At 72.3% G+C, this 23,666-nt stretch carries 20 protein-coding genes; 7 read left to right on the top strand and 13 right to left on the bottom strand.

Annotated elements, in window-relative coordinates; all coding sequences use genetic code 11:
* The first annotated feature begins 6 nt into the window (after window positions 1-6).
* The 4 genes from OG937_12325 to OG937_12310 are packed head-to-tail and all read left to right on the top strand — an operon-like array spanning window position 7 to window position 4,882.
* On the top strand, window positions 7-1,545 hold the full coding sequence (locus tag OG937_12325) for an NCS1 family nucleobase:cation symporter-1 (GenBank protein ID WUD72408.1): 1,539 nt from the start codon (window positions 7-9) through the stop codon (window positions 1,543-1,545).
* 57 nt (window positions 1,546-1,602) lie between these two features.
* The gene (locus OG937_12320; GenBank protein WUD72407.1) at window positions 1,603-2,421 is read left to right on the top strand and encodes an inositol monophosphatase; all 819 of its coding nucleotides are present in this window, start codon (window positions 1,603-1,605) and stop codon (window positions 2,419-2,421) included.
* Complete coding sequence (locus OG937_12315) at window positions 2,418-3,848, top strand: NAD(P)/FAD-dependent oxidoreductase (protein ID WUD72406.1); 1,431 nt, start codon at window positions 2,418-2,420, stop codon at window positions 3,846-3,848. Before OG937_12320 ends, OG937_12315 begins: the two co-directional genes overlap by 4 nt.
* A 50-nt stretch (window positions 3,849-3,898) precedes the next feature.
* Entirely contained in the window at window positions 3,899-4,882 is a 984-nt protein-coding gene (locus tag OG937_12310) for an aldo/keto reductase (GenBank protein WUD72405.1), read from the top strand.
* Window positions 4,883-4,941: 59 nt separating this feature from the next.
* On the opposite strand, the gene OG937_12305 is transcribed toward OG937_12310, so the two are convergent.
* Window positions 4,942-5,682 carry an NAD-dependent deacetylase gene (locus OG937_12305; protein WUD72404.1) on the bottom strand — a complete coding sequence of 247 codons (741 nt, stop codon included), beginning with the start codon at window positions 5,680-5,682 and terminating at the stop codon, window positions 4,942-4,944.
* A gap of 194 nt (window positions 5,683-5,876) precedes the next feature.
* On the opposite strand from OG937_12305, the gene OG937_12300 reads away from it, so the two are divergent.
* Window positions 5,877-6,761: a cupin domain-containing protein gene (locus OG937_12300; protein WUD72403.1), complete on the top strand. Its 885-nt coding sequence runs from the start codon at window positions 5,877-5,879 to the stop codon at window positions 6,759-6,761.
* Window positions 6,762-6,803: 42 nt separating this feature from the next.
* Here OG937_12300 and OG937_12295 read toward each other — a convergent pair whose 3' ends face one another.
* Complete coding sequence (locus OG937_12295; protein ID WUD78720.1) at window positions 6,804-7,583, bottom strand: nucleotidyltransferase domain-containing protein; 780 nt, start codon at window positions 7,581-7,583, stop codon at window positions 6,804-6,806.
* Between the two features lie 80 nt (window positions 7,584-7,663).
* Here OG937_12295 and OG937_12290 point away from each other — a divergent pair, with 80 nt between their 5' ends.
* The gene (locus tag OG937_12290) at window positions 7,664-9,463 is read left to right on the top strand and encodes a gamma-glutamyltransferase (GenBank protein WUD72402.1); all 1,800 of its coding nucleotides are present in this window, start codon (window positions 7,664-7,666) and stop codon (window positions 9,461-9,463) included.
* 170 nt (window positions 9,464-9,633) lie between these two features.
* On the opposite strand, the gene OG937_12285 is transcribed toward OG937_12290, so the two are convergent.
* From OG937_12285 to OG937_12275, 3 genes are read right to left on the bottom strand one after another with little or no spacing between them, the layout of a single operon-like run.
* The gene (locus tag OG937_12285; GenBank protein ID WUD72401.1) at window positions 9,634-10,152 is read right to left on the bottom strand and encodes an NUDIX hydrolase; all 519 of its coding nucleotides are present in this window, start codon (window positions 10,150-10,152) and stop codon (window positions 9,634-9,636) included.
* Window positions 10,149-11,141 carry an NAD(P)-binding domain-containing protein gene (locus tag OG937_12280; protein WUD72400.1) on the bottom strand — a complete coding sequence of 331 codons (993 nt, stop codon included), beginning with the start codon at window positions 11,139-11,141 and terminating at the stop codon, window positions 10,149-10,151. Before OG937_12280 ends, OG937_12285 begins: the two co-directional genes overlap by 4 nt.
* Before the next feature lie 9 nt (window positions 11,142-11,150).
* Complete coding sequence (locus OG937_12275; protein WUD72399.1) at window positions 11,151-12,206, bottom strand: ADP-ribosylglycohydrolase family protein; 1,056 nt, start codon at window positions 12,204-12,206, stop codon at window positions 11,151-11,153.
* A gap of 95 nt (window positions 12,207-12,301) precedes the next feature.
* On the opposite strand from OG937_12275, the gene OG937_12270 reads away from it, so the two are divergent.
* Window positions 12,302-13,405 (top strand): glycerate kinase, encoded by a 1,104-nt coding sequence (locus OG937_12270; protein ID WUD78719.1) that lies wholly within the window; start codon window positions 12,302-12,304, stop codon window positions 13,403-13,405.
* 70 nt (window positions 13,406-13,475) lie between these two features.
* Here OG937_12270 and pssA read toward each other — a convergent pair whose 3' ends face one another.
* The 8 genes from pssA to OG937_12230 form a co-directional block, all read right to left on the bottom strand.
* The gene (gene pssA / locus OG937_12265) at window positions 13,476-14,327 is read right to left on the bottom strand and encodes a CDP-diacylglycerol--serine O-phosphatidyltransferase (protein ID WUD72398.1); all 852 of its coding nucleotides are present in this window, start codon (window positions 14,325-14,327) and stop codon (window positions 13,476-13,478) included.
* Window positions 14,314-14,970, bottom strand: a complete 657-nt coding sequence (locus OG937_12260) for a phosphatidylserine decarboxylase (GenBank protein WUD72397.1) — start codon at window positions 14,968-14,970, stop codon at window positions 14,314-14,316. The genes pssA and OG937_12260 overlap by 14 nt, the downstream gene beginning before the upstream one ends.
* Before the next feature lie 171 nt (window positions 14,971-15,141).
* On the bottom strand, window positions 15,142-16,353 hold the full coding sequence (locus OG937_12255) for an acyl-CoA dehydrogenase family protein (protein WUD72396.1): 1,212 nt from the start codon (window positions 16,351-16,353) through the stop codon (window positions 15,142-15,144).
* A 12-nt stretch (window positions 16,354-16,365) separates the two neighbouring features.
* Window positions 16,366-16,869, bottom strand: a complete 504-nt coding sequence (locus OG937_12250; protein ID WUD72395.1) for a MaoC family dehydratase — start codon at window positions 16,867-16,869, stop codon at window positions 16,366-16,368.
* Window positions 16,870-16,924: 55 nt separating this feature from the next.
* Window positions 16,925-18,937, bottom strand: a complete 2,013-nt coding sequence (locus tag OG937_12245; protein WUD72394.1) for a protein meaA — start codon at window positions 18,935-18,937, stop codon at window positions 16,925-16,927.
* Window positions 18,938-18,951: 14 nt separating this feature from the next.
* Window positions 18,952-20,289, bottom strand: coding sequence for a crotonyl-CoA carboxylase/reductase (ccrA, locus tag OG937_12240; GenBank protein WUD72393.1), 1,338 nt, complete (start codon window positions 20,287-20,289; stop codon window positions 18,952-18,954).
* A gap of 397 nt (window positions 20,290-20,686) precedes the next feature.
* Window positions 20,687-21,451: a TetR family transcriptional regulator gene (locus OG937_12235; protein ID WUD72392.1), complete on the bottom strand. Its 765-nt coding sequence runs from the start codon at window positions 21,449-21,451 to the stop codon at window positions 20,687-20,689.
* A 118-nt stretch (window positions 21,452-21,569) separates the two neighbouring features.
* Window positions 21,570-23,357 (bottom strand): 3-hydroxybutyryl-CoA dehydrogenase, encoded by a 1,788-nt coding sequence (locus OG937_12230; GenBank protein ID WUD72391.1) that lies wholly within the window; start codon window positions 23,355-23,357, stop codon window positions 21,570-21,572.
* Between the last annotated feature and the right edge of the window lie 309 nt (window positions 23,358-23,666).

The raw sequence follows: 23,666 nt of genomic DNA, 5'->3' as shown, positions 1-23,666 counted from the left end.
GCACCCATGCCGGCCCCCACGCCGCCCGCCCAGATCACGCACCCCGACGGCCGCGTCGAGCTCCGCCTCGACGCGGCCGTGCCGCACGGTCCGTACGCCAACGAGGACCTGCTGCCGATCCCCATCGCCCAACGGCACTGGACCACCTACAACTTCACCGCGCTGTGGATCGGGATGGCGCACAACATCCCGTCGTGGACGCTCGCCTCCGGCCTGGTCGCCCTCGGCATGGACTGGAAGCAGGCGGTGTTCACCATCGCCCTGGCCAACGTCATCGTGCTCGCGCCGATGCTGCTCACCGGCCACGCGGGCCCCAAGTACGGCATCCCCTTCCCGGTGCTGGCCCGTTCCTCCTTCGGGGTGCGCGGGGCCAACCTCCCGGCGATGCTGCGCGCCGCCGTGGCCTGCGCCTGGTTCGGCATCCAGACCTGGATCGGCGGCCAGGGCATCTTCGTCCTCCTCGGCAAGATCTGGGGCGGCTGGGCGGGCGCCGCGCACGTGGCGGGCTACCCGTGGACGCTGTGGCTGTGCTTCCTCGCCTTCTGGGCGCTGGAACTCGCGATCATCTACCGGGGTATGGAGACGCTCCGCCGCTTCGAGAACTGGGCCGCGCCTTTCGTCCTCGTCGGCGCCGTCGTCCTGCTGGTCTGGATCACGAACAAGGCGGGCGGCCTCGGCCACCTGCTGGACCAGCCCTCCGCCCTCGGCTGGGGCGGGGACTTCTGGAAGGTCTTCTTCCCCGCCCTCATGGGCATGATCGGCTTCTGGTCGACCCTCTCCCTCAACATCCCCGACTTCACCCGCTTCGGGGCCGGGCAGCGCGCCCAGGTCTGGGGCCAGTCGCTCGGGCTGCCGACCACGATGACCCTCTTCGCCGTCCTGTCGGTGCTGGTCACCTCCGGCTCCCAGGCGGTCTACGGCGAGGCCATCTGGGACCCGGTCGAGCTGGCCGGCAAGACCGACAACGTCATCGGCCTGCTGTACGCCCTGGTCACGGTGCTGGTCGCCACCATCAGCGTCAACATCGCGGCCAACGTGGTCTCCCCGGCGTACGACCTGTCCAACCTCGCGCCCCGGCACGTCGACTTCCGTACCGGCGCGCTGATCACCGGCGTCGTCGGGGTGCTGATCTTCCCCTGGAAACTGACCTCCACCCCCGAGCTGTACATCTTCACCTGGCTGGGCGTGGTCGGCGGTGTCCTCGGCACCGTGGCCGGCGTCCTCATCGCCGACTACTGGGGCGTCCGGCGCACCCACTTGGCGCTGCCCGAGCTGTACGAGGCAGGTGGCGGACGCTACTGGTACCACCGCGGCTGGAACTGGCGGGCGGTGCTCGCCCTCTTCGTGGGCGGCCTGCTGGCGGTCGGCGGCTCGTACTCCACCGTCGACGCCGAGGGCCGCAAGCAGGGCCCGTTCCCCGTCGACGGCCTGATCCCGCTGCTGAAGCCGCTCGCGGACTACGGCTGGGCGGTCGGCCTGGTCAGCTCGTTCGTGCTGTACAGCGCCCTGATGCGGAAGGCGGGACCCGCCGCACGGACGGCGTGAACCCGCCAAAGCCACCACGGGTGCGCGGCGCCGCGGACGATCTGGTCTGATGGAGGAGTGATCGATGACGCACTCTTCAAGGCGGTCGAGGACACGGTGCGCGCGGCCGCCGAGGCGGAGGTCGTGCCGCGCTGGCGCCGGCTGAGCGCAGCCGACATCAGCCACAAGACCGGACCGGGGGACCTGGTCACCGTCGCCGACCGCGAGGCGGAGCTGCGGCTCGCCGAGGAACTGCCGGCGTTGCTGCCCGGTTCGGTCGTGGTGGGGGAGGAGGCCGTGCACGCCGACCCGGGCATCCTGCGCCGCATCGGCGGGGTCGACCCGGTGTGGATCGTCGACCCCGTCGACGGCACCGCCAACTTCGTCGCCGGTAGGCCCGAGTTCGCCACGCTCGTCGCACTCGCCCGCGGCGGCGAGGTCCACGCCTCCTGGACGTACGTGCCGAGGCTGGCCCTCATGGCCACCGCCCGGCGCGGCGGGGGCGCCCTGCTCAACGGCGAGCCGATCCGCACCGCCCGCGACTCCGGTGGGTCCGCGCTCACCGTCGCCACCTCGCAGTTCGCCTTCCTCGACGAACAGGAGCGGCGCCGGTTCGAGGGGCTCGGCACCGACGGCGTCGAGTCCCGTCAGTGCACCTGCGCCGGGCTGGACTACCTGGAGGTCGCCCGGGGCGCCATCGACGCCGTCGCCTTCACCTGGGAGTCGCCCTGGGACCACGCGGCCGGACTGCTGCTGGTCACCGAGGCCGGCGGCGCCAGCATCACCGCGGAGGGCGTGCCCTTCCGCATCGGCGGCGGCAACGCCTTCCCCTTCTCCGTGGCGCGCGACGAGGCGACCGCGCGACGGGTCGTCGACCTCATGGCAGGTGACCGATGAGCAGGGCACACGTCACGGACGTCATCGTCGTCGGAGCCGGGCCCAACGGCCTGACCGCCGCGGTCGAACTCGCCCGCGCCGGACACTCCGTGGAGCTCTTCGAGGCCGGCGACCACGTCGGCGGCGGCGCGCGCACCGAGGAACTGACCCTGCCGGGCTTCCACCACGACCCCTGCTCGGCCGTGCACCCGTTCGGCGCCGGCTCGCCCGCGTTCAACGCGATGCCGCTCGCCGACCACGGCCTGCGGTGGCTCCACCCCGAGCTGCCGCTCGCGCACCCCTTCGACGACGGCACCGCGGCGGTGCTGGACCGCACCGTCGGCGCGACCGCCGCCTCGCTCGGACCGCGCGACGCGGGCACCTACCGCAGGCTCCTGGCCCCTTACATCGGCCGCTGGAAGACCCTCGCCCACGACTTCCTGCGCCCCCAGTGGCGGGGACTGCCCCGCGACCCGCTGCGCTTCGCGAGCTTCGGACTGACCGGGCTGCCGCCGGTGGCCGTGCTCGCCCGGCTGTTCCGCGACGAGAAGGCCCGCGGGCTGCTGGCCGGTCTCGCCGCCCACGCGATCGCCCCGCTGACCAGCCCGCTCACCGGTGCGACGGCGCTGATGTTCGCCGTCTCCGGCCACGAGGTCGGCTGGCCGGTCCCGCGCGGCGGCTCGCAGTCGCTCGCCGACGCCCTCGCGTCCTACCTGCGGCTGCTCGGCGGCACCGTCCACACCGGCGTCATGGTCCGCAAGCTCGACGAGCTGCCGCCGGCGCGCGCGTACGTCTTCGACACCTCGCCGACCGCGCTGGCGCGCATCGCCGGGCTCGGCGACGCGTACCGGAACTACCGCTACGGACCCGCGGTCTGGAAGATCGACTACGCCCTGGACGGTCCCGTGCCCTGGACCGCCGCCGAGGCCCGCCGGGCCGGCACCGTGCACATCGGGCCGACCTTCGGCGAGATCGGCGACGCGCTGAACCGGGCGGTGCGCGGCCGCCCGCCGCGGACCCCGTTCCTCATCACCGCCCAGCCCACCGTCGTCGACCCCGGGCGGGCCCCCGAGGGCAAGCACGTCTTCTGGGCGTACGGGCACGTGCCCAACGGCTGGCGCGGCGACGCCACCGAGGCCGTCGAGCGGCAGATCGAGCGCTTCGCCCCCGGCTTCCGGGACCTCGTCCTCGCCCGGGCGGTCAGCGGACCGGCCGAACTCGCCGCTCGCAACGCCAACTACGTCGGCGGCGACATCGGCAGCGGGGCCTTCGCCGGCCTGCAGATGGCATTCCGCCCCAAATTGCAGTGGAACCCGTACACCACCTCGCGCCCCGGGGTGTTCCTCTGCTCCTCCGCCAGCCCGCCCGGCCCCGGCGTCCACGGCATGCCCGGCCACCACGCGGCCCGCGCCGTGCGCCGCCACCTGGAGGGGGCCGCCCGCCGGTAGCGCCCGCCCCGTCGGCCGCGGCCGGCGGGGCAGCGACTAGCATCGCAGGCATGGAGCAGCGCGTATTGGGCAGGACGGGCCGCAAGGTGTCCGTCGTGGGTCTCGGCACCTGGCAGCTGGGCGCCGACTGGGGCGAGGTCCGCGAGGAGGACGCACTCGCCGTCCTGGACGCGGCCGTGGCGGAGGGCGTGACCCTCTTCGACACGGCGGACGTCTACGGCGACGGACGCAGCGAGCAGCTGATCGGCCGCTACCTCCGGGAGCGCCCGGACGCCGGGATCTTCGTCGCCACGAAGATGGGCCGCCGGGTCGCCCAGGTCCCCGAGAACTACGTCCTGGACAACTTCCGCGCCTGGAACGACCGGTCCCGGGCCAATCTCGGCGTCGACACCCTCGACCTGGTGCAGCTGCACTGCCCGCCGACCGCCGTCTACTCCTCGGACGCGGTCTTCGACGCCCTCGACACCCTCGTCGAGGAGGAGCGCATCGCGGCCTACGCCGTCAGCGTCGAGACCTGCGAGGAGGCGCTGACCGCGATCGCCCGGCCGGGCGTCGCGAGCGTACAGATCATCCTCAACGCCTTCCGCCTCAAGCCGCTGGAGCAGGTCCTGCCGGCCGCCGCCGAGGCCGGGGTGGGCATCATCGCCCGCGTGCCCCTCGCCTCCGGTCTGCTGTCCGGCCGCTACACCAAGGACACGGTCTTCCCGGCCGACGACCACCGCACCTACAACCGGCACGGCGAGTCCTTCGACCAGGGCGAGACCTTCTCCGGCGTCGACTACGCGACCGGCCTGGAGGCCGCCGCCGAGTTCACCGCCCTCTCCCAGGAGGGCGCGACCCCGGCCCAGACGGCGCTCCGCTGGATCATCCAGCAGCCTGGCGTCACCACTGTGATCCCCGGCGCCCGCTCCGTCGAGCAGGCCCGCGCCAACGCCGAGGCCGCCGCCCTGCCGCCGCTGCCGCAGAGCACGCTGGACGCCGTGCGGGACCTGTACGACCGGCGCATCCGCGCCCAGGTCCACCACCGCTGGTGACCGCCGCAGCGAACCTGCCCTGAGCCGTGCCCCCGGACGATCCGTCCGGGGCACCGCCGTCAGCCCGCGGCGGCCTCCCGGGCGATCCCGTCCAGGAGCGCGGGCAGCGAGGTCCCGATCGGCTCGCGCACCAACTCGTCCGCGATCTCGTCGTACGGCGTCGGCTCGGCGTTGACGATCACCAGCCGCGCCCCGTGCTCCGCCGCGATCCCGGCGAGTGACGCGGCCGGCTGCACCTGCAGGCTGGTGCCGACCGCGATGAAGACCGTGCAGCCCTTGGCGATGGCCATCGCGTTGCCCAGCACCACCGGATCCAGCCGCTGCCCGAACATGACGGTCGCCGACTTCAGGATCCCGCCGCACTTCCCGCACGCCGGGTCCGGCTCGCCCGCCCGGACCCGCGCCAGCGCGTCGTCCATCGGCGCCCGGTCGTGGCACCGCGTGCAGACGACGGCGCGGGCCGTGCCGTGCAGCTCCAGCACCTTGCGCTCGGGCAGCCCCGCCATCTGGTGCAGCCCGTCCACGTTCTGCGTGATCACGCGCACCGCCACACCCGACCGCTCCAGCCGGACGATCGCGTCGTGCGCCGCGTTGGGCCGCGCCTCCAGCGTCGGGCTCTCCACGCGCATCCGCCACGACCTGCGGCGCACATCGGGATCGGCCATGTAGTGCTCGTACGTCACGAGCTTCTCGGCCTCCGGATCGCGCCGCCACAGCCCGTTCGGACCGCGGTAGTCCGGGATGCCGGAGTCGGTGGAGATACCTGCGCCACTGAGGACGGCTACGAGAGGCCTGGCCATGGGCCGAGGGTAGGACGGCTGCCGGCCCGGCGCGAACGTATATCGGGGGGTGCCCCTCGCCCACCGGCCACACCCTCGTTCACCTGCGATTTTGTCTCGACTAACAGCAGTTGTGAACAGTCTCGTACCACTGGACCAAGCAGGGAAAGGTGACCATGAAGCAGTCAGCAGAGGTCTCGCGAGCTCCCCGATCCTTGAGCATCCGCCGGGGGGACTCCCTGGAGTTCGTCGAGTCGCATCCGAGTGAGCCGGGCAAGGGCGTCAGCGTGGCGCATTTCCTCGGCCCGGACAGTGGCGCCAGCCATTTGTCGATCGCGATCGTCGAACTCGAGCCCGGTGGCCACGTCATCGGTCACCGGCACCCGTTCGAGGAGTCGTTCTTCGTCCTGGAGGGCAACCCGCTGCTCGCGGTGGCCGACCACCAGTACGCCCTGCGTCCCCATGACTTCGGCCTCGTGCCCTACGCCGTCGGTCACGCGTGGAGCAACCCCACGGATCAGCGCGTGCGCATGTTGCGCGTGCACGCTCCCCAGCCGCGCCCCATCGACGGCAGGGGGACGTGGGGGGTGTTCGAAGCGCCCGAGACCCGGGTGCCGACGCAGGGCGTGGCCGTCGACGAACTCGACCCGGCCAAGCCGTACGTCGGTCACTTCGATCAGACGGACATGGCGCCGCCCGGGTCGATCTCCATGCCCGGCTACCACGGGGCGAACGTGCAGAACGTCCAGATCCGCATGATGGTGGACGATCTCCTCGGGGCGCGGCACCACGCGATGTTCATCGTGCAGTTCACCCCGGGCGTGGTGGACAACGTCCCGCTCAAGACCGCGAAGGAGCACTTCCATCCGTTCGAGGAGATCTACTACCTGATCTCCGGCCGGACGCGGTCCTTCTGCGACGGTGCGCAGGACCTGGCCGGGGCCGGCGACCTCGTCTTCGCGCCGGTCGGCGCGTCGCACGGATTCGCGGCCCTCGGCACGGAGCCGCTGTGCTGGATCGAGGTCCAGTCGCCGATGCCGCCGGCGAGCGGCGGATTCACCTTCCACAACGACTGGGCGCAGCACACCAACATCGGTTGATCCGCTCGTCCGGCACCGGGGCCCGCGCGTTTCCGCCCGCGGTCAGCCCAGCGCCGCGCGTACGTCCGCGACGAGGGCGGCGGCGTCCTCCACCGCCGTCACCGGGTCGCCGAGGCCGGACAGCACCGCTTCGGCGCGGGACCGGAAGCCGGGCGGGGTGTCGGGGAGGGCGCCCGCGGCGGCGAGGGCGCCCTTCTCGTTGAGGCACCACACGCGGTGGTGGGCGTGGAGCGACTGCGTCAGCACCCCGACCGCCCGCGAAAGGCACAGGGCGGCGTGCAGGACGTCCCCGGCGCCCGCGGACTTGCGGGCGTTCACGATCAGGAAGTCCGCCTCCCAGGAGGCCCCGACGAGGGCCTCGCGCAGCGGCTCCGGGTAGACCAGCGTCCGCTCGCGCAGTGCGGTCAGCTCACCCGCCGGGTCGGACAGGACGCGGCCGAGGGCGACCTCACCGGCGTACACGGGGGACCAGAAGCCCAGCGGATGGCCGGCCTGGACACCCACCTCGTATCGGCCGGTGAGGCAGTCGTCCCACACCCGCCCCACCCGGTCCAGGTCCCGCAGGATCCAGTCGACCTGGACGCCGTCCACGCGCAGCCACGCCCCGCCGTTCACCCAGGGACCCCAGCCGCCGGGGCCGGCGATCTCCACCGGTCCGCCCGTCGCCTCGGCGGCGAGCGTGGCGAGCGCCTCCAGGTCCGGCTCGCCGCGGTAGTACACGCCGAGGTCCCAGTCTGAGTCGGGGCGGTGCGTTCCGCGCGCCCGGCTGCCGCCCAGCATCACCGCGACCACACCGGGGACCCGGGCGAGCGACCGTGCCATGGAGGAGACAGGGGGTACGTGTTCGGGCTCGTGGGGCACCGTGCGAGTGTAGGTGCACCCCCGGCGCGAGGAGTACGGAATTGTTCACGACCCGGCCCACCCTCCAAGGCACCTTCGGCATGGCCTCCTCCACGCACTGGCTCGCCTCGCAGTCGGCGATGGCCGTGCTGGAGAGCGGCGGCAACGCCTATGACGCGGCGGTGGCCGCCGGGTTCGTCCTGCACGTGGTGGAGCCGCACCTCAACGGACCCGCGGGCGAGGTGCCGATCATCGTCGCGCCCGCGGGCGGTCCCGTGCGCGTGCTCTGCGGCCAGGGCCCCGCCCCGGCCGGGGCGAGCATCGACCACTACCGCGCGCTGGGCCTGGACTTCGTCCCCGGCACCGGTCCGCTCGCGGCCGCCGTGCCCGGTGCCTTCGACGCCTGGATGGTGCTGCTGCGCGACCACGGCACCAAGCCGCTCGCGGACGTGCTCTCCTACGCCATCGGCTACGCCGAGCACGGCCACCCCGCGGTGGACGCGGTCGGCGCCACGGTCGGCTCCATCCAGGCGCTGTTCGAGACGGAGTGGACGACCTCGGCCGAGCTCTACCTGGCCGGCGGCCGCCCGCCCCGGCCGGGGGATCTGCTGCGCAACCCCGATCTCGCCGCCACCTGGCGGCGGTTGCTTCGGGAGGCGGAGGCCGCCGGCGGCGACCGGGAGGCGCAGATCGAGGCGGCCCGGCGGGTGTGGCGCGAGGGCTTCATCGGCGAGGCGCTGGCCGCCTTCGCCGCCCGTCCCGCGATGGACACCACGGGCGAGCGCCACGCCTCCACCCTGACCGGGGACGACCTCGTCGCGTACGAGGCACGCCACGAGGACCCGGTGACCTTCGACTGGAACGGCTGGACGGTCTGCAAGGCCGGACCGTGGAGCCAGGGCCCGGCCTTCCTGCAGCAACTGGCCCTGCTGCCGCCGGATCCCGAGGACCTGGAGTACGGCTCCGCCGCCTACGTGCACACCCTGGTCGAGGGCACCAAGCTCGCGATGGCCGACCGCGAGGCCTGGTACGGCGACGCCCAGGACGACGTCCCCCTCGCCGAACTGCTGTCACCCGCCTACAACGACGCACGGCGCGCCCTGGTCGACCAGGCGAAGGCCTCCCACGAGCTGCGCCCCGGCAGCCCGGGCGGCCGCACGCCGCGGCTGCCGCACTTTCCGCTCCACGACGCCGCCGCGGCAGCGGGATTCGACGCCATGGGCGTCGGCGAGCCGACGGTCGCCCACAACGGCGCGACCCGCGGCGACACGTGCCACCTCGACGTCGTCGACCGCTGGGGCAACATGGTCGCCGCCACCCCCAGCGGCGGCTGGCTCCAGTCCAACCCGGTGGTCCCGGGGCTCGGCTTCCCGCTCGGCACCCGTCTGCAGATGACCTGGCTGGAGCCCGGGCTGCCGAACTCCCTCACCCCGGGACGCCGTCCGCGCACCACGCTCACCCCGTCGCTCGCGCTGCGCGACGGCGTGCCGGTGATGGCCTTCGGCACCCCCGGCGGCGACCAGCAGGACCAGTGGTCGCTGCACTTCTTCCTGGGCGTCGCCCTGCGCGCCCCCGTCCGGGGCGGCCTCGACCTCCAGGGCGCCATCGACGCGCCCAACTGGCACAACGACAGCTTCCCGAGCTCCTTCCACCCCCGGGAGATGCGGCCCGGCAGCCTCACCGTGGAGAGCCGCTTCGAGGAGTCCGTCATCGCCGGGCTCCGCGGCCGCGGCCACGACGTCACCGTCGGTGCCCCCTGGTCCGAGGGCCGTCTGTGCGCGGTGGCCCGCGATCCGGAGACCGGCGTGCTGTCCTCCGCGGCCAACCCCCGCGGCATGCAGGGTTACGCGGTGGGGCGCTGACCCGTCGCCCGGGCAGGCGCCGTCCGCCGGCGCGGCAGGGCGGCGCTGACCCGGGGTGGAGGCCGGTGGGCGACTGCTCCTCGGCCTCCTGGGGCGTTGCCATGCGGCGGGCGGACAGCCCGTGGCCCGCGACCCGGCGACCGGTGCGGCCGACCCCGCGGTATCCCGGGTTACGCGGTGGGCCGCTGACTGACCACCGGGGGGCGGCCGTTGACCAGTTCGACGGGGCAGGCGCCGTCCGCCTGTGCGGCCAGGGCGGCGCGGACCCGGCGGTAGAGGCCGGGGGAGAGGTACTCCTCGGCCTCCTCGGGCGTCGCCATCCGCCAGGCGGACAGCTCCTCCTCCTGCAGCACGATCGCGCCGAGCGCGGCCTCGTCGAGCACCCCGCCGTCGTACAGGTAGGAGGTCAGCGGCGGGCGGCCCGGCCACTGCACCCAGTCGACGGCGAGCAGGGCGCCCGGCTCGACGTCCAGACCGACCTCCTCCAGGGTCTCCCGGCGCGCCGCCTCGCGGGGGGTCTCCCCGTCGGCCGACTCGATGGTGCCGCCGGGCAGCACCCACTTGCCGTCCTGGCGGTAGGTGGTCTCGGCGATCAGGATCCGGCCGTCGGCGTCGCGGAAGAGCGTGCTGGCCCCGGCGAGGATCTTCGGCAGGCTGTCGATGTAGGCGTCGAAATCGGTGGTCGTCACGCGCCCCAACCTACGGGTTCGCGACCCTCGACGGCGGCGGCCACCTGCGCCGGGTCCAGGCTTCCGGGGGCGCGGCGGTCGCGTGCCGCACGGTTCGCGAGCCGGCGCAGCGTCTCGTTGACCGGGACGGGTATCCCGTGGAGCCGTCCCAGCAGCACGATCTCGCCGTTGAGCCAGTCCGCCTCGACGCTCCCGGTGCCCCGGGTCAGGCTCTGCCAGGACGAGCCGCCGCCCCGGGCGAAGCCGTCGACCGGCCGCAGGCTCACCCGGTCGCCGCGGACCGCCGCCTGCTCCTCCTCGCCCGCGTACGGGATGCCGGCGGCGTCGAGCACCGCGGCGCCCTCGGCCCGCGCCCGCTTGACGAGGCCGGCGGCCGTGTCGTCCCAGCCGCCGCAGAGCGCCTCGACGGCGTTGCCGAGGTTCGACAGGAGCTTGGCGTACTTCCAGCGCATCACGTCGGCCACGACCGGGGCGGCGAAGGAGGACTTCTCCAGGTCCGCGGAGACGGCCCGCGCGAGCTCGTCCGTTCCGTGCGGGTAGCGGCCCAGGTGGAGGATGCCGGTCAGCGGACCGCAGGGGGCGACCACCTCGCCGGGCTCCAGGTGGGTCGACGGCAGCCACACGCACAGGCCGTACACGTCGCGGAAGCGGCGCAGTGCCATGCGTTCGTTGGCGACGCCGTTCTGGGCGCAGACCAGCGGCAGATGGTCCGCGACCGGGGCCCAGGCGGCGAGCGCGGCCTCCGTGTCCTGCGTCTTCACGGCCAGCACCAGCACGTCGTCCTCGCGCAGCGTCAGCCCCTCCGGGCCGCCGGCCACCGGGACGGGCAGCGACAGCGTCCCGTCCGGCGTCCGCAGTGTCAGCCCCCGCTCGCGCAGCGCCTCCAGGTGCGCTCCCCGCGCGACCAGGACGACCTCGTGACCGCTCTCGTACAGCCGGCCGCCGATCGTCGCGCCGACCGCGCCCGCTCCCACAACGATGTATCGCACACGCGGACCCTACGGCACGAGCAGCGCCGTGCGACGGGCGAGTTCGCTGATCGCCACGCCGTCGAAGCCGAACACCGCGCTGCGCACCCGGTCCTCCAGCGGCTCGGTCCACTGCGGCGGGATCGCTGCCGCGCCGCAGAACACCCCGGCCACCGAACCCGCCGTCGCGCCGCCGGAGTCGGTGTCCAGGCCGCCGCGCACCGTCAGCGCGATCGTGGCGGTGAAGTCGCCCGCGCCGTAGAGCAGCCCGGCGGTGACCAGCGCGGCGTTGGGGACGGTGTGGATCCAGTGCAGCCCGCGGGTCTCCTCGTCCAGCTCCGCCATCGTCCCGGCCCAGTCCAGCCCCGCCGCGTGCAGCGCCATGGTCTGGCGCACCGTGCGGGCCAGCCGGCAGCCCGGCGGGACGTGCTGCAGCGCCGACTCCAGCGCGGCCCGAGCGTCGGGCGCGGTGAACGCAGCCGCGATCAGCGCCGCTGCCCACATCGCGCCGTACACCCCGTTGCCCGTGTGGGACAGCACCGCGTCCCGGCGGGCGAGCGACGCGGCCCGCCGGGGGTCGCCGGGGGAGGTCCAGCCGTGGACGTCGGCGCGGATCAGCGCCCCGATCCACTCCTGGTACGGGTTGTCGGCCGTGGCCGTCAGCGGCGGCTTCATCCCGCTCGCGAGGTTGCGGTACGCCGCCCGCTCGGCGGTGAAGGTCTGCAGGTAGGGAAGGCGCAGCAGCCACAGCTCGCCGACCTGCTCGGTGGTGAAGTCCGGGCCGTACGTTTCCAGCAGGTCGAGCCCGAGGATCGCGTAGTCGACGTCGTCGTCCCGCGCGCTGCCGTGGATGTTGCCGCGGGTGCACTGCGGCCACTCCGGGCGCAACTCGAACTCCGCCGGATCCGCAGGCGGGTCCAGCGCCGGGATGTAGTCGGTCAGCGGCAGCGCCCCGGCCCGGCGCAGGTAGCGGTCGATGCGCTCCCGGGTCCAGTGGTCGCCGCGCTCGACGGGCTTGCCGAGCATGTTGCCGGCGATCCGGCCGAGCCAGCCGCCCAGGATGCGGTCTTCGAGAGAGAGGGCCATGGCTCCGGTGTACCGCCCGGGCACCCCGGGATAGGGTCCAAGCGGCGCGACCTGCCGTAAGGGAGATCAATGTGACGGACGCACGGCCCGCGCGGGTGCTCATCGCCGCGGACAAGTTCAAGGGCTCGCTCACCGCCGTCGAGGTGGCGGAGCGGCTCGGGGCGGGGCTGCGGAGCGCCGCCCCCGATCTCGTCGTCGAGTCCGTGCCGGTGGCCGACGGCGGGGACGGAACGGTGGACGCCGCCGTCGCCGCGGGATTCGAGCGGCGCCTGGTGGAGGTCACCGGGCCGCTGGGGGAGCCGGTCACAGCCGCGTACGCGCTGCGCGACGGCACCGCCGTGGTGGAGATGGCCGAGGCCTCGGGACTGCGGCACCTGCCGCCCGGCGTCTTCGCGCCGCTGACGGCGACCACCCGCGGCACCGGTGAGCTGCTGCTGGCCGTACTCGACGCGGGAGCGCGGTCCATCGTTCTCGGCGTCGGCGGCAGCGCGACCAACGACGGGGGCGCGGGCATGCTCGTCGCGCTCGGCGCCCGCCTGCTGGACGGCCGGGGCGAGCCGGTGGGCCCGGGCGGCGCGGCGCTCGCCGGACTGGCCTCGGCGGACCTGTCCGGCCTCGACCCGCGGCTCGCTGCGACCGAGGTCGTCCTCGCCAGCGACGTCGACAACCCGCTGCTCGGCCCGAAGGGCGCCGCCGCCGTCTACGGCCCCCAGAAGGGTGCCACGCAGGAGGACGTCGCCACGCTGGACGCGGCGCTCGCCCATTACGCGGAGGTGCTGGAGGCCGGTGCGGCCGCCGAGGCCCCGGGGGCGGGTGCGGCCGGCGGGGTCGGGTTCGGGGCGCTGGTGGGCCTGCGTGCCTCCTTCCGGCCCGGCGTCCAGGTGCTCCTGGACATGCTCGGCTTCGCGGCGGCCCTGGAGCGGGCCGACCTGGTGATCACGGGCGAGGGCTCGCTGGACGAACAGACCCTGCACGGCAAGGCCCCGGCCGGTGTCGCGGCCGCCGCCCGTGCCCGGGACGTGGACGTGGTCGCCGTCTGCGGCCGCCTCGCGCTGTCCGGCGCCGCCCTGGGCGCGGCCGGCATCCGGCGGGCGTACGCACTGACCGACCTCGAGCCGGACCCGGCGCGCTGCATGGCCGAGGCCGGGCCGCTGCTGGAGCGCCTCGCCGAGGACATCGCGCGCGACCTGCCGGCCTGACCCGGGAACGCCAGGGGCCCCGAGCCTTCCCGGCTCGGGGCCCCTGTCACGTACGTCGTACGCCGTACGGCTACGGAAGCTGTGCCGTACGCGCCTCGCGGCGGTTGTTGCGGATCGTGTTGACCCGGCGGGTCGTCGCGAAGAGCGGGATCACCGCCGCGGCGCAGATCTGCAGGGCCGCGCCCGTCTGCAGGAGCACGTCGCCGCCGGGGACGGCGAACGCCCAGCAGACCAGGCAGCCCATGCTCAGCACGATCCAGGCCAGCGTGATCGTGGCGAGCCGGCCGCGGGGCTTGGGGTACTCGACCCGGCTGACCATCAGCCACGCCACACCGACGATGGCCAGCACCGTCGGGATGAAGGGCAGCTCCAGCAGCACGACCGAGATGACCGTCATCGCCCCGAAGGGGCTCGGCATGCCCTGGAAGATCCCCTCCCGCACCGTCGTGCAGGAGAAGCGGGCCAGGCGCAGGACGACCGCGAGCAGCACCACGACCGCCGCCACCGCCGACAGCTTGCCGTAGGCGTCGTCCGAGATCAGACCCCAGACGACCACGAAGTAGGCGGGGGCCAGGCCGAAGCTGATCAGGTCGGACAGGTTGTCCAGCTCCGCGCCCATCGCCGAGCTGCGCAGCTTGCGCGCCACGAGGCCGTCGAAGAGGTCGAAGACCGAGGCCATGAGCATCAGCAGCACGGCGGTGGCGGCGCTGTGCCGCGTCATGCCGCCGTCCGTGTTGCCCATCAGGTGCGGGACGAGCACCCCGGTGGTGGTGAAGTACACCGCCATGAATCCGCAGATCGCGTTGCCGAGGGTGAGGCCGTCCGCTATCGACAGCCGCGTAGACAGCGGCATGTCATCGTCGTCGTCCTCGTCCACCGAGGCGACCCACGGTGCCTGGGTGTCGGGATCAATCACGGTCAAGGCGCGTCACCCCAGCCACGGTGGTCTTGCCGACCTCGACGGCGGGCTCGACGCCCTCCGGCAGGTAGATGTCCACACGGGAGCCGAAGCGGATCAGGCCGATGCGCTCGCCCTGCTCCACCTTGGTGCCCTGCGGCACGTAAGGGACGATGCGGCGCGCCACGGCTCCGGCGATCTGCACCATCTCGATGTCGCCGAGCTCGGTGTCGAAGTGCCAGACGACGCGCTCGTTGTTCTCGCTCTCCTTGTTGAACGCCGGAACGAAACCGCCGGGGATGTGCTCGACGGACGTGACGGTGCCGGCGAGCGGCGCGCGGTTCACGTGGACGTTCAGCGGGCTCATGAAGATCGCGACGCGGGTGCGCCCGTCCTTCCACGGCATGATGCTCTGCACCACACCGTCGGCCGGCGAGATGACGCGGCCCTGGGTGATCTCACGCTCGGGGTCGCGGAAGAACCACAGCATGCCCGCCGCGAGGGCGGTGGTGGGGACGGCCACGGCCGCCCAGCGCCCGGAGCGGCGGGCGCGGACGAGGCTGATCGCGGCGGTGGCCACGGTCGGGAGGAGCCACGGCGACGCTCCGCGCGCGAGGCGTACGCCGGCCCGGCTGTCGCGTTGTGCAGAGGAATGGCTGTGGGGCATGGAAGACCTTCGTAGCGGAGGGTGCCGCAATGATGGTGCAGGGGACGGCGGCTTTCCGTGAATGGTATCGGGAGTGACCGGCAACTGGGCAAGCCAGCAGTCGAGTCAGTGGCCGGTATTTGATGACTGGGTGTGACCTTTGGCTCGCACAAAGTGTCACAACCCAGACATTCACCCCTGGATTCGGTACTCCTCGAGCAGCCGGCGCCCGATGATCATTTTCTGGATCTCGGCGGTGCCCTCACCGATGAGCAGCATCGGGGCCTCGCGGTAGAGGCGCTCGATCTCGTACTCCTTGGAGAAGCCGTAGCCGCCGTGGATGCGGAAGGCGTCCTCAACGACCTCCTTGCAGTACTCCGCGGCCAGGTACTTCGCCATGCCGGCCTCGAGGTCGTTGCGCTGGCCGGAGTCCTTCTTGCGGGCCGCGTTCACCATCAGCGCGTGGGCCGCCTCGACCTTGGTGGCCATCTCGGAGAGCTTGAACTGGATCGCCTGGTGCTGCGCGATCGGCTTGCCGAAGGTCTGCCGCTGCTGGGCGTACGCGATCCCCAGTTCGAAGGCGCGCTGTGCGACACCGCAGCCGCGGGCGGCCACGTTGACCCGGCCGACTTCGACCCCGTCCATCATTTGGTAAAAACCGCGGCCGCTCTGACCGCCCAGGACGCGATTTGACGGAATCTTCACATCCTCGAGGATGAGTTCGGTCGTGTCGACGCCCTTGTACCCCATCTTCTCGATCTTGCCGGGCACGGTGAGACCCTTCACCGTCGGGTTCGGCCCGAAGCCCGGCTCCTTCTCGATGAGGAAGGTCGTCATCGACTTGTGCGGGGCCGCGCTCTCCGGCTGGCCCTCGTCGGTCCGGCACAGCACCGCGACGAGGTTGGAGGTGCCGCCGTTGGTCAGCCACATCTTCTGGCCGTTGATGACGTAGTCGTCACCGTCCCGGACCGCCTTGGTGCGGATCGCCGAGACGTCGGAGCCGAGGCCCGGCTCGGACATCGAGAAGGCGCCGCGCACGTCGCCGGCGGCCATGCGGGGCAGGAAGTGGTCCTTCTGCTCCTGGGTGCCGTGCTGCTTGAGCATGTAGGCGACGATGAAGTGCGTGTTGATGATGCCCGACACGCTCATCCAGCCGCGGGCGATCTCCTCGACCGTCAGGGCGTAGGTGAGCAGGGACTCGCCCAGGCCGCCGTACTCCTCGGGGATCATCAGACCGAAGATGCCGAGTTCCTTGAGGCCCTCAACGATGTCGGTGGGGTACTCGTCCTTGTGCTCCAGCTCGTTGGCGACCGGGATGATCTCCTTGTCGACGAAGCTGCGGACGGTGGAGAGGATCTCCTGCTGGACGTCGGTCAGCCCGTCGGTCTGCGCGAGGCGGCTCATGTCTGCTGTCTCCTAGGCGTTCAGCTCGGGGCGGCCGGGCTGCTCGCCGCCGCGCTCCTTGATGTACGTGGCGGTGGGGACCATCACCTTGCGGCGGAAGACGCACACCAGGGTGCCGTCCTGCTTGTAGCCCTTGGTCTCCACGTGGACGATCCCGCGGTCGTCCTTCGACTTCGACGGCCACTTGTCCAGCACGGTCGTCTCGCCGTAGATGGTGTCGCCGTGGAAGGTGGGCGCCACGTGCTTGAGCGACTCGACCTCCAGGTTGGCGATCGCCTTGCCGGAGACGTCCGGCACCGACATGCCGAGCAGCAGGGAGTAGACGTAGTTCCCCACGACCACGTTCTTCCCGAAGTCGGTGGTCCTCTCGGCGTAGTTCGCGTCCATGTGGAGCGGGTGGTGGTTCATGGTCAGGAGGCAGAAGAGGTGGTCGTCGTATTCGGTGACCGTCTTCCCGGGCCAGTGCTTGTAGACGGCGCCGACCTCGAACTCTTCATACGTACGGCCGAACTGCATCTCTCCTACGCCTCCGGGGTGTCGAACGTGTTCGTACGGGTGTTCGCTGCGGGGGTCACGCGGCGACCTCCAGCGGCTCCAGCTTGTTGGCCCTGCGGATCTCGTCCACGATCCTGCCGATGATCTCGGTGATCCCGAAGTCCTTCGGCGTGAACACGGCCGCGACGCCGGACTCGACCAGCTTGGCAGCGTCCGCCGGCGGGATGATGCCGCCGGCGATGACCGGCACGTCGTCCACCCCGGCCCTGCGGAGCCGGTCCAGCACGTCCGGGACCAGTTCGGCGTGCGAGCCGGAGAGGATCGACAGGCCCACGCAGTGGACGTCCTCGGCGACCGCCGCCGACACGATCTGCTCGGGCGTCAGCCGGATGCCCTGGTAGACCACCTCGAAGCCGGCGTCGCGCGCCCTTACGGCTATCTGCTCGGCGCCGTTGGAGTGACCGTCCAGGCCCGGCTTGCCCACCAGCAGCCGCAGCTTGCCGGTGCCCAGCTCCTCGGCGGTCAGCGCCGCCTTGCGGCGCACCGCGGCCAGCGGCGTGCCCGGCTCGGCGGTGACCGCGACGGGGGCGCTGCTCACGCCCGTCGGCGCGCGGAACTCGCCGAAGACGTCGCGCAGCGCCCAGGACCACTCGCCGGTGGTGACACCCGCCCGGGCGCACTCCAGGGTGGCCTCCATCAGGTTGCCGGTCCCGGCGGCCGCGGCCTTGAGGGTCTCCAGCGACCGCTGCGCCCGTACTTCGTCCCGGTTGTCGCGCCAGTCGTGGAGGGCGGCGACGACCCGTGCCTCGTTCTCCGGGTCGACGGTCATGATGGCGCCGTCCAGGTCGGAGGTGAGGGGGCTGGGCTCGGTGCCCTCGTAGCAGTTGACACCGATGATCTTCTCCTGGCCGGACTCGATCCGCGCCCGGCGCTCGGCGTGCGAGGAGACCAGCTGCGACTTCAGGTAGCCGGACTCCACGGCGGCCATGGCACCGCCCATCTCCTGGATGTGCTCGATCTCGGCCAGGGACTGCCCGACGAGCTCGGTGACCTTCGCCTCCACGACGTGGCTGCCCTCGAAGATGTCGCCGTACTCCAGCAGGTCGCTCTCGTGGGCCAGCACCTGCTGGATGCGCAGGGACCACTGCTGGTCCCAGGGGCGCGGCAGGCCGAGCGCCTCGTTCCAGGCCGGCAGCTGCACGGCGCGGGCCCGGGCGTCCTTGGAGAGCGTCACCGCCAGCATCTCCAGCACGATGCGCTGGACGTTGTTCTCCGGCTGGGCCTCCGTCAGGCCGAGCGAGTTGACCTGGACCCCGTACCGGAAGCGGCGCTGCTTGGGGTCCTCGATGCCGTAGCGCTCGCGGGTGATCCTGTCCCAGATGCGGGTGAAGGCCCGCATCTTGCACATCTCCTCGACGAAGCGCACGCCCGCGTTCACGAAGAAGGAGATGCGCGCGACGACGTCGCCCATCCGCTCCTGCGGCACCTGGCCGGAGTCGCGGACCGCGTCGAGGACGGCGATCGCGGTGGACATGGAGTACGCGATCTCCTGCACCGGCGTGGCCCCGGCCTCCTGCAGGTGGTAACTGCAGATGTTGATGGGGTTCCACTTGGGGATGTGGTTGACCGTGTACGCGATCATGTCCGTCGTCAGCCGGAGCGACGGGCCGGGCGGGAAGACGTACGTCCCGCGCGACAGGTACTCCTTGACGATGTCGTTCTGCGTCGTCCCCTGGAGCCTGGTGACGTCGGCGCCCTGCTCCTCGGCGACCACCTGGTAGAGCGCGAGCAGCCACATGGCGCTGGCGTTGATGGTCATCGAGGTGTTCATCTCCTCCAGGGGGATGTCCTGGAAGAGCCGGCGCATGTCGCCGAGGTGGGCGACCGGGACCCCGACCCGGCCCACCTCGCCGCGGGCCAGGATGTGGTCGGGGTCGTACCCGGTCTGCGTCGGGAGGTCGAACGCGACCGACAGCCCGGTCTGGCCCTTGGCGAGGTTGCGCCGGTACAGGGCGTTGGACGCCTCGGCGGTGGAGTGCCCCGCGTACGTCCGCATCAGCCACGGACGATCCTTCTGACGCTCGCTCATGCTCGTTCCCGTTCTCAGACGTTCCGGAAGCGGTTGATGGCGTCGAGGTGCTCGGCGCGCAGCTCCGCGTCGCGGACGCCGAGGCCCTCCTCGGGGGCGAGCGCGAGCACGCCGACCTTGCCCTGGTGCACGTTGCGGTGCACGTCGTGCGCTGCCTGGCCGGTCTCCTCCAGGCGGTACGTCTTCGACAGCGTGGGGTGGATCTTGCCCTTGGCGATGAGGCGGTTGGCCTCCCACGCCTCGCGGTAGTTCGCGAAGTGGGAGCCGACGATGCGCTTGAGCGACATCCACAGGTAGCGGTTGTCGTACTCGTGGTTGTAGCCCGAGGTCGACGCGCAGGTGACGATCGTGCCGCCCTTGCGGGTGACGTAGACCGAGGCGCCGAAGGTCTCGCGGCCGGGGTGCTCGAAGACGATGTCGACGTCCTCGCCGTCGGTCAGCTCGCGGATGCGCTTGCCGAGGCGCTTCCACTCCTTCGGGTCCTGGGTGTGCTCGTCCTTCCAGAACCGGTAGTCCTCGGCGGTGCGGTCGATGATGGCCTCGGCGCCCATGCGGCGGCAGATCTCCGCCTTCTGCGGCGAGGAGACCACGCAGATCGGGTTGGCGCCGCCGGCCAGCGCGAACTGGGTGGCGTAGCTGCCCAGGCCGCCGCTGGCGCCCCAGATCAGGACGTTGTCGCCCTGCTTCATGCCGGCGCCGTTGCGGGAGACCAGCTGGCGGTAGGCGGTGGAGTTCACCAGACCCGGGGCCGCGGCCTCCTCCCAGCTGAGGTGCTTGGGCTTGGGCATCAGCTGGTTGGACTTGACCAGCGCGATCTCGGCGAGGCCGCCGAAGTTGGTCTCGAAGCCCCAGATGCGCTGCTCGGGGTCGAGCATCGTGTCGTTGTGGCCGTCCGCGGACTCCAGTTCGACGGACAGGCAGTGCGCGACGACCTCGTCGCCCGGCTTCCAGAGGTTCACGCCGGGGCCGGTGCGCAGCACGACGCCCGCCAGGTCGGAGCCGATGACGTGGTAGGGCAGGTCGTGGCGCTTGGTGAGCGGGGAGAGCCTGCCGTACCGCTCGAGGAAACCGAACGTCGACACCGGCTCGAAGATCGACGTCCACACCGAGTTGTAGTTGACCGAGCTGGCCATGACGGCCACCAGGGCCTCGCCCGGGCCGAGCTCGGGCACGGGCACCTCGTCCAGGTGCAGCGACTTGCGCGGGTCCTTCGCGCGGCTGTCCACGCCCTCGAACATGCCGGCCTCGTCCTTGTGGACGGTGATGGCGCGGTACGACTCGGGGAGCGGCAGCGCGGCGAAGTCCGCGGCCGTGCTTTCGGACGCCATGATTGCGTCGAGGATGTCCTTCACGGTGATGCCTCCGGCGAAGCGCGACGTAGGGACGCTTGAGGGAACGTCGGGGGTTGCTGTGGGTGGTGCCGTCGGTTCGGCGGTGGTGCTGCTGTCCGTGGCGGTCGCACGGATGGAGCGGGGGCGCTTGGTGGCGCGGTGAATGCCTGTGACGCAGGCGTCCGGGCCTTTGGGGACAGACGGCGTGCGACGGATCCCAGCACGCCGCCCGCCCGGACAGTTCTCACGTTATGGCACCGCGTGCCACCCTGCAAGACACTGCGTGCCAACAATTTTTCTCAGATGGCACCACGGCTTCACGTTTGAGCAACGCGCGAAGGCGCCCCCGGCACGAGGGCCTGGGGGCGCTGGTGGGATGCCGGGGGCGCCGGAGGACGCCGGGGGCGCGAACGGGCGGCTACGCGCCCTTCAGGGCTTTTTCGATCGTCCGCATGACCTCGGCGGGCGAGGCGTCCGTACGGGCCACCGCAACGATGACCTCGCCCTGCTCGGAGGTGAGGACCGGGGCGGGGGCGGGGCTGGGACGCCGGCCGATGCCGGTGCCGAAGGTCTGCTTGATCACCTCGAAGGCGTGGTCGAGCTGGGCCTCGACGTCGCCCTTGCCGCCGGCGCGCAGCCAGCGCCGCAGCACGTGGTTGTGGGCGGCGACGACGGCGGACGCGGCGACCTCCGCCAGCAGCGGGTCGTCGTCCCCGTCGTGGTGGGCGCCCTCGTCGAAGTGGCCCAGCAGGTAGCGGGTGAACAGCCGCTCGTAGCGGGCCACCGAGGCGATCTCGCGCTCCCGCAGGATCGGGATCTCACGGGTCAGGCGGTAGCGCTCCACCGAGACCTCGGGAGCCTCGGCGTACATGCGCAGCACCTCGGTGATGCCACGGCACACCGTGTCGAGCGGGTGCTCGTGCGGTTCGGCGGAGTCCAGCACCTGTCCCACGCGCACGAGGGTGTCGTCGTGGTCGGGGAAGATCGCCTCTTCCTTGGAGCGGAAGTGCCGGAAGAACGTCCTGCGCGCGACCCCCGCGGCCGCGGCGATCTCGTCGACCGTCGTCGCCTCGTAGCCCTGGCTCGCGAACAGGTGCATCGCCGCGGCGGCCAGTTCCTGGCGGACACGATGGCGCTGGGCGGTGGTGGAGGACGCACGGGCGGGCTTCACGGGCTGGGGCATACCGCGAACGTACTGCATTCCCGCTGCACCGTGGGCCGGGCCCGGTTTCCGGAGGCGGTGGGGCGGCCCCAGGAGACCGCCCCAGCCACCGGGATCGTCCCGGCCGCTGCCCGCGTAGTCAGCGGCGGGCATACTCGCGGAAGCCGCGGCCGGTCTTGCGGCCGAGGCAGCCCGCGGACACCAGGTGCTCGAGCAGCGGCGCCGGCGCCAGGCCCGGGTCGCGGAACTCCTTGTGCAGCACCTGCTCGATCGCGAGCGAGACGTCCAGCCCGACGACGTCGAGCAGTTCGAAGGGCCCCATCGGGTAGCCCCCGCCGAGCTTCATCGCCGAGTCGATGTCCTCGACCGTCGCGTAGTGCTCCTGGACCATCTTCACGGCGTTGTTGAGGTACGGGAACAGCAGCGCGTTGACGATGAAGCCGGCCCGGTCGCCGCAGTCCACGGCGTGCTTCCTGATCTTGCCGCAGACCTCGTGGACGGTGGCGTGCACGTCCTCGGCGGTCAGCACGGTGCGGACCACCTCGACCAGCTTCATGGCGGGGGCCGGGTTGAAGAAGTGCATGCCGATCACGTCCCGCGGACGGGACGTGGCGGTGGCGACGGCCACCACGGGCAGCGAGGACGTCGTCGTGGCCAGCACCGCGCCCGGCTTGCAGACCTTGTCCAGGGTCGCGAAGAGCTGCTGCTTGACCGGCAGGTCCTCGGCGACCGCCTCGACGGCCAGGTCCACGTCCGCGAAGGCGTCCAGCGATCCGGCCGCGGTCACCCGCGCCACGGCGGCGTCGCGCTGCTCCTGGCTGAGCCGGCCCTTGGCCACCGACCGGTCCAGGGACTTGGCCAGCGCCGCGACCGCCTTGTCGGCCTTCTCCTGGCCACGGGCGGCCAGCACGACCTCGTACCCGGCCTTGGCGAAGACCTCCGCGATGCCGGCGGCCATGGTGCCCGAGCCCGCGACGCCCACGCTGCGCACGGGGCGCCCGCCGGTGGCACCGGCGGCCTCGGCCGGCGTCTCGGCGTCCGGGACGACGCTCGCGCTGCCGGGGACCTCGTAGGTGTAGAAGCCGCGTCCCGCCTTGCGGCCCTTGAGGCCGGCGGCGGAGAGCTGCTTCAGGATGGGCGCGGGGGCGTGCAGCCGGTCGCGCGAGGCCTCGTACATCGCCTCCAGGACGGTCTGCGCGGTGTCGATGCCGATCAGGTCCAGCAGGGCGAGCGGGCCCATGGGCAGGCCGCAGCCGAGCCGCATGGCGGCGTCGATGTCCTCGCGGGTGGCGTACCGGGCCTCGTACATGGCCGCGGCCTGGTTGAGGTAGCCGAAGAGCAGCCCGTCGGCGATGAAGCCCGGACGGTCGCCGACCGCCACCGGCTCCTTGCCGAGCGAGCGGACCAGCTCGGTCACGGAGTCCGTGGTCTCGGGGGAGGTGAGCACGGTGGAGACCACCTCGACCAGCTTCATGGCCGGTGCGGGGGCGAAGAAGTGCAGGCCGAGGACGCGGTCGGGGCGCGAGGTGTGCGAGGCCAGCTGGGTCACCGACAGCGCGTTGGTGCCGGTCGCCAGGACGGCGCCCGGCTTCAGGAGGGCGTCCAGGGCCGTGAGGACCTCGCGCTTGATCTCGAAGTGCTCGGTGACGACCTCGATCACCAGGTCGGCGTCGGCCGCCGCCTGGAGGTCGGAGAAGGTGCGGAAACGGGCCAGGACGTCGCCGCGCTCGGCCTCCGTGATCCGCTCGCGCTGCACGGCGCGGGCGGTGGAGGCCTCCAGGGCGGCGACGGCGCGGTGGGCGGCCGCGTCGTCGATCTCGATGCCGATCACTTCGTGGCCGGCACGGGCGACGACCTCGGCGATGCCGGTGCCCATGGTGCCGAGACCGATGACGGCGACGGTGGGGAAGGGTCGTGGACGGTCCATCGCGGAACTCCGAATGCTGAGGGTCCGCGCCGTGCGTCTCTGCTGCGCAGGCGCGGGGGCGGGAGAGTCGAGGAGCCGCGGGGTGCGTACGCGTGTGTGGGCGTACCCGCGTGAGAACCGGCGAGCCCTGTCCCGGGGCTGCGCCGCGATGGTGCCGAACCGACAACGGCTGCACGCGGCGGCTGCGTCACCAGGCCGATGCGTGCGTTGGTTAGAGGGTAACCGGTGAGTAACCTCGGCGCCAGCCCTCCCGCCCATGTGATTTGCGTCGCCCACAGATGAGCGCGCCATTAGGGTGAGCGCACGGGG

Source organism: Streptomyces sp. NBC_00510 (assembly GCA_036013505.1).
GTDB lineage: Bacteria > Actinomycetota > Actinomycetes > Streptomycetales > Streptomycetaceae > Actinacidiphila.
The sequence above is the reverse complement of the archived record's forward strand: the minus strand, read 5'-3'. Positions and strand labels throughout refer to the sequence as shown.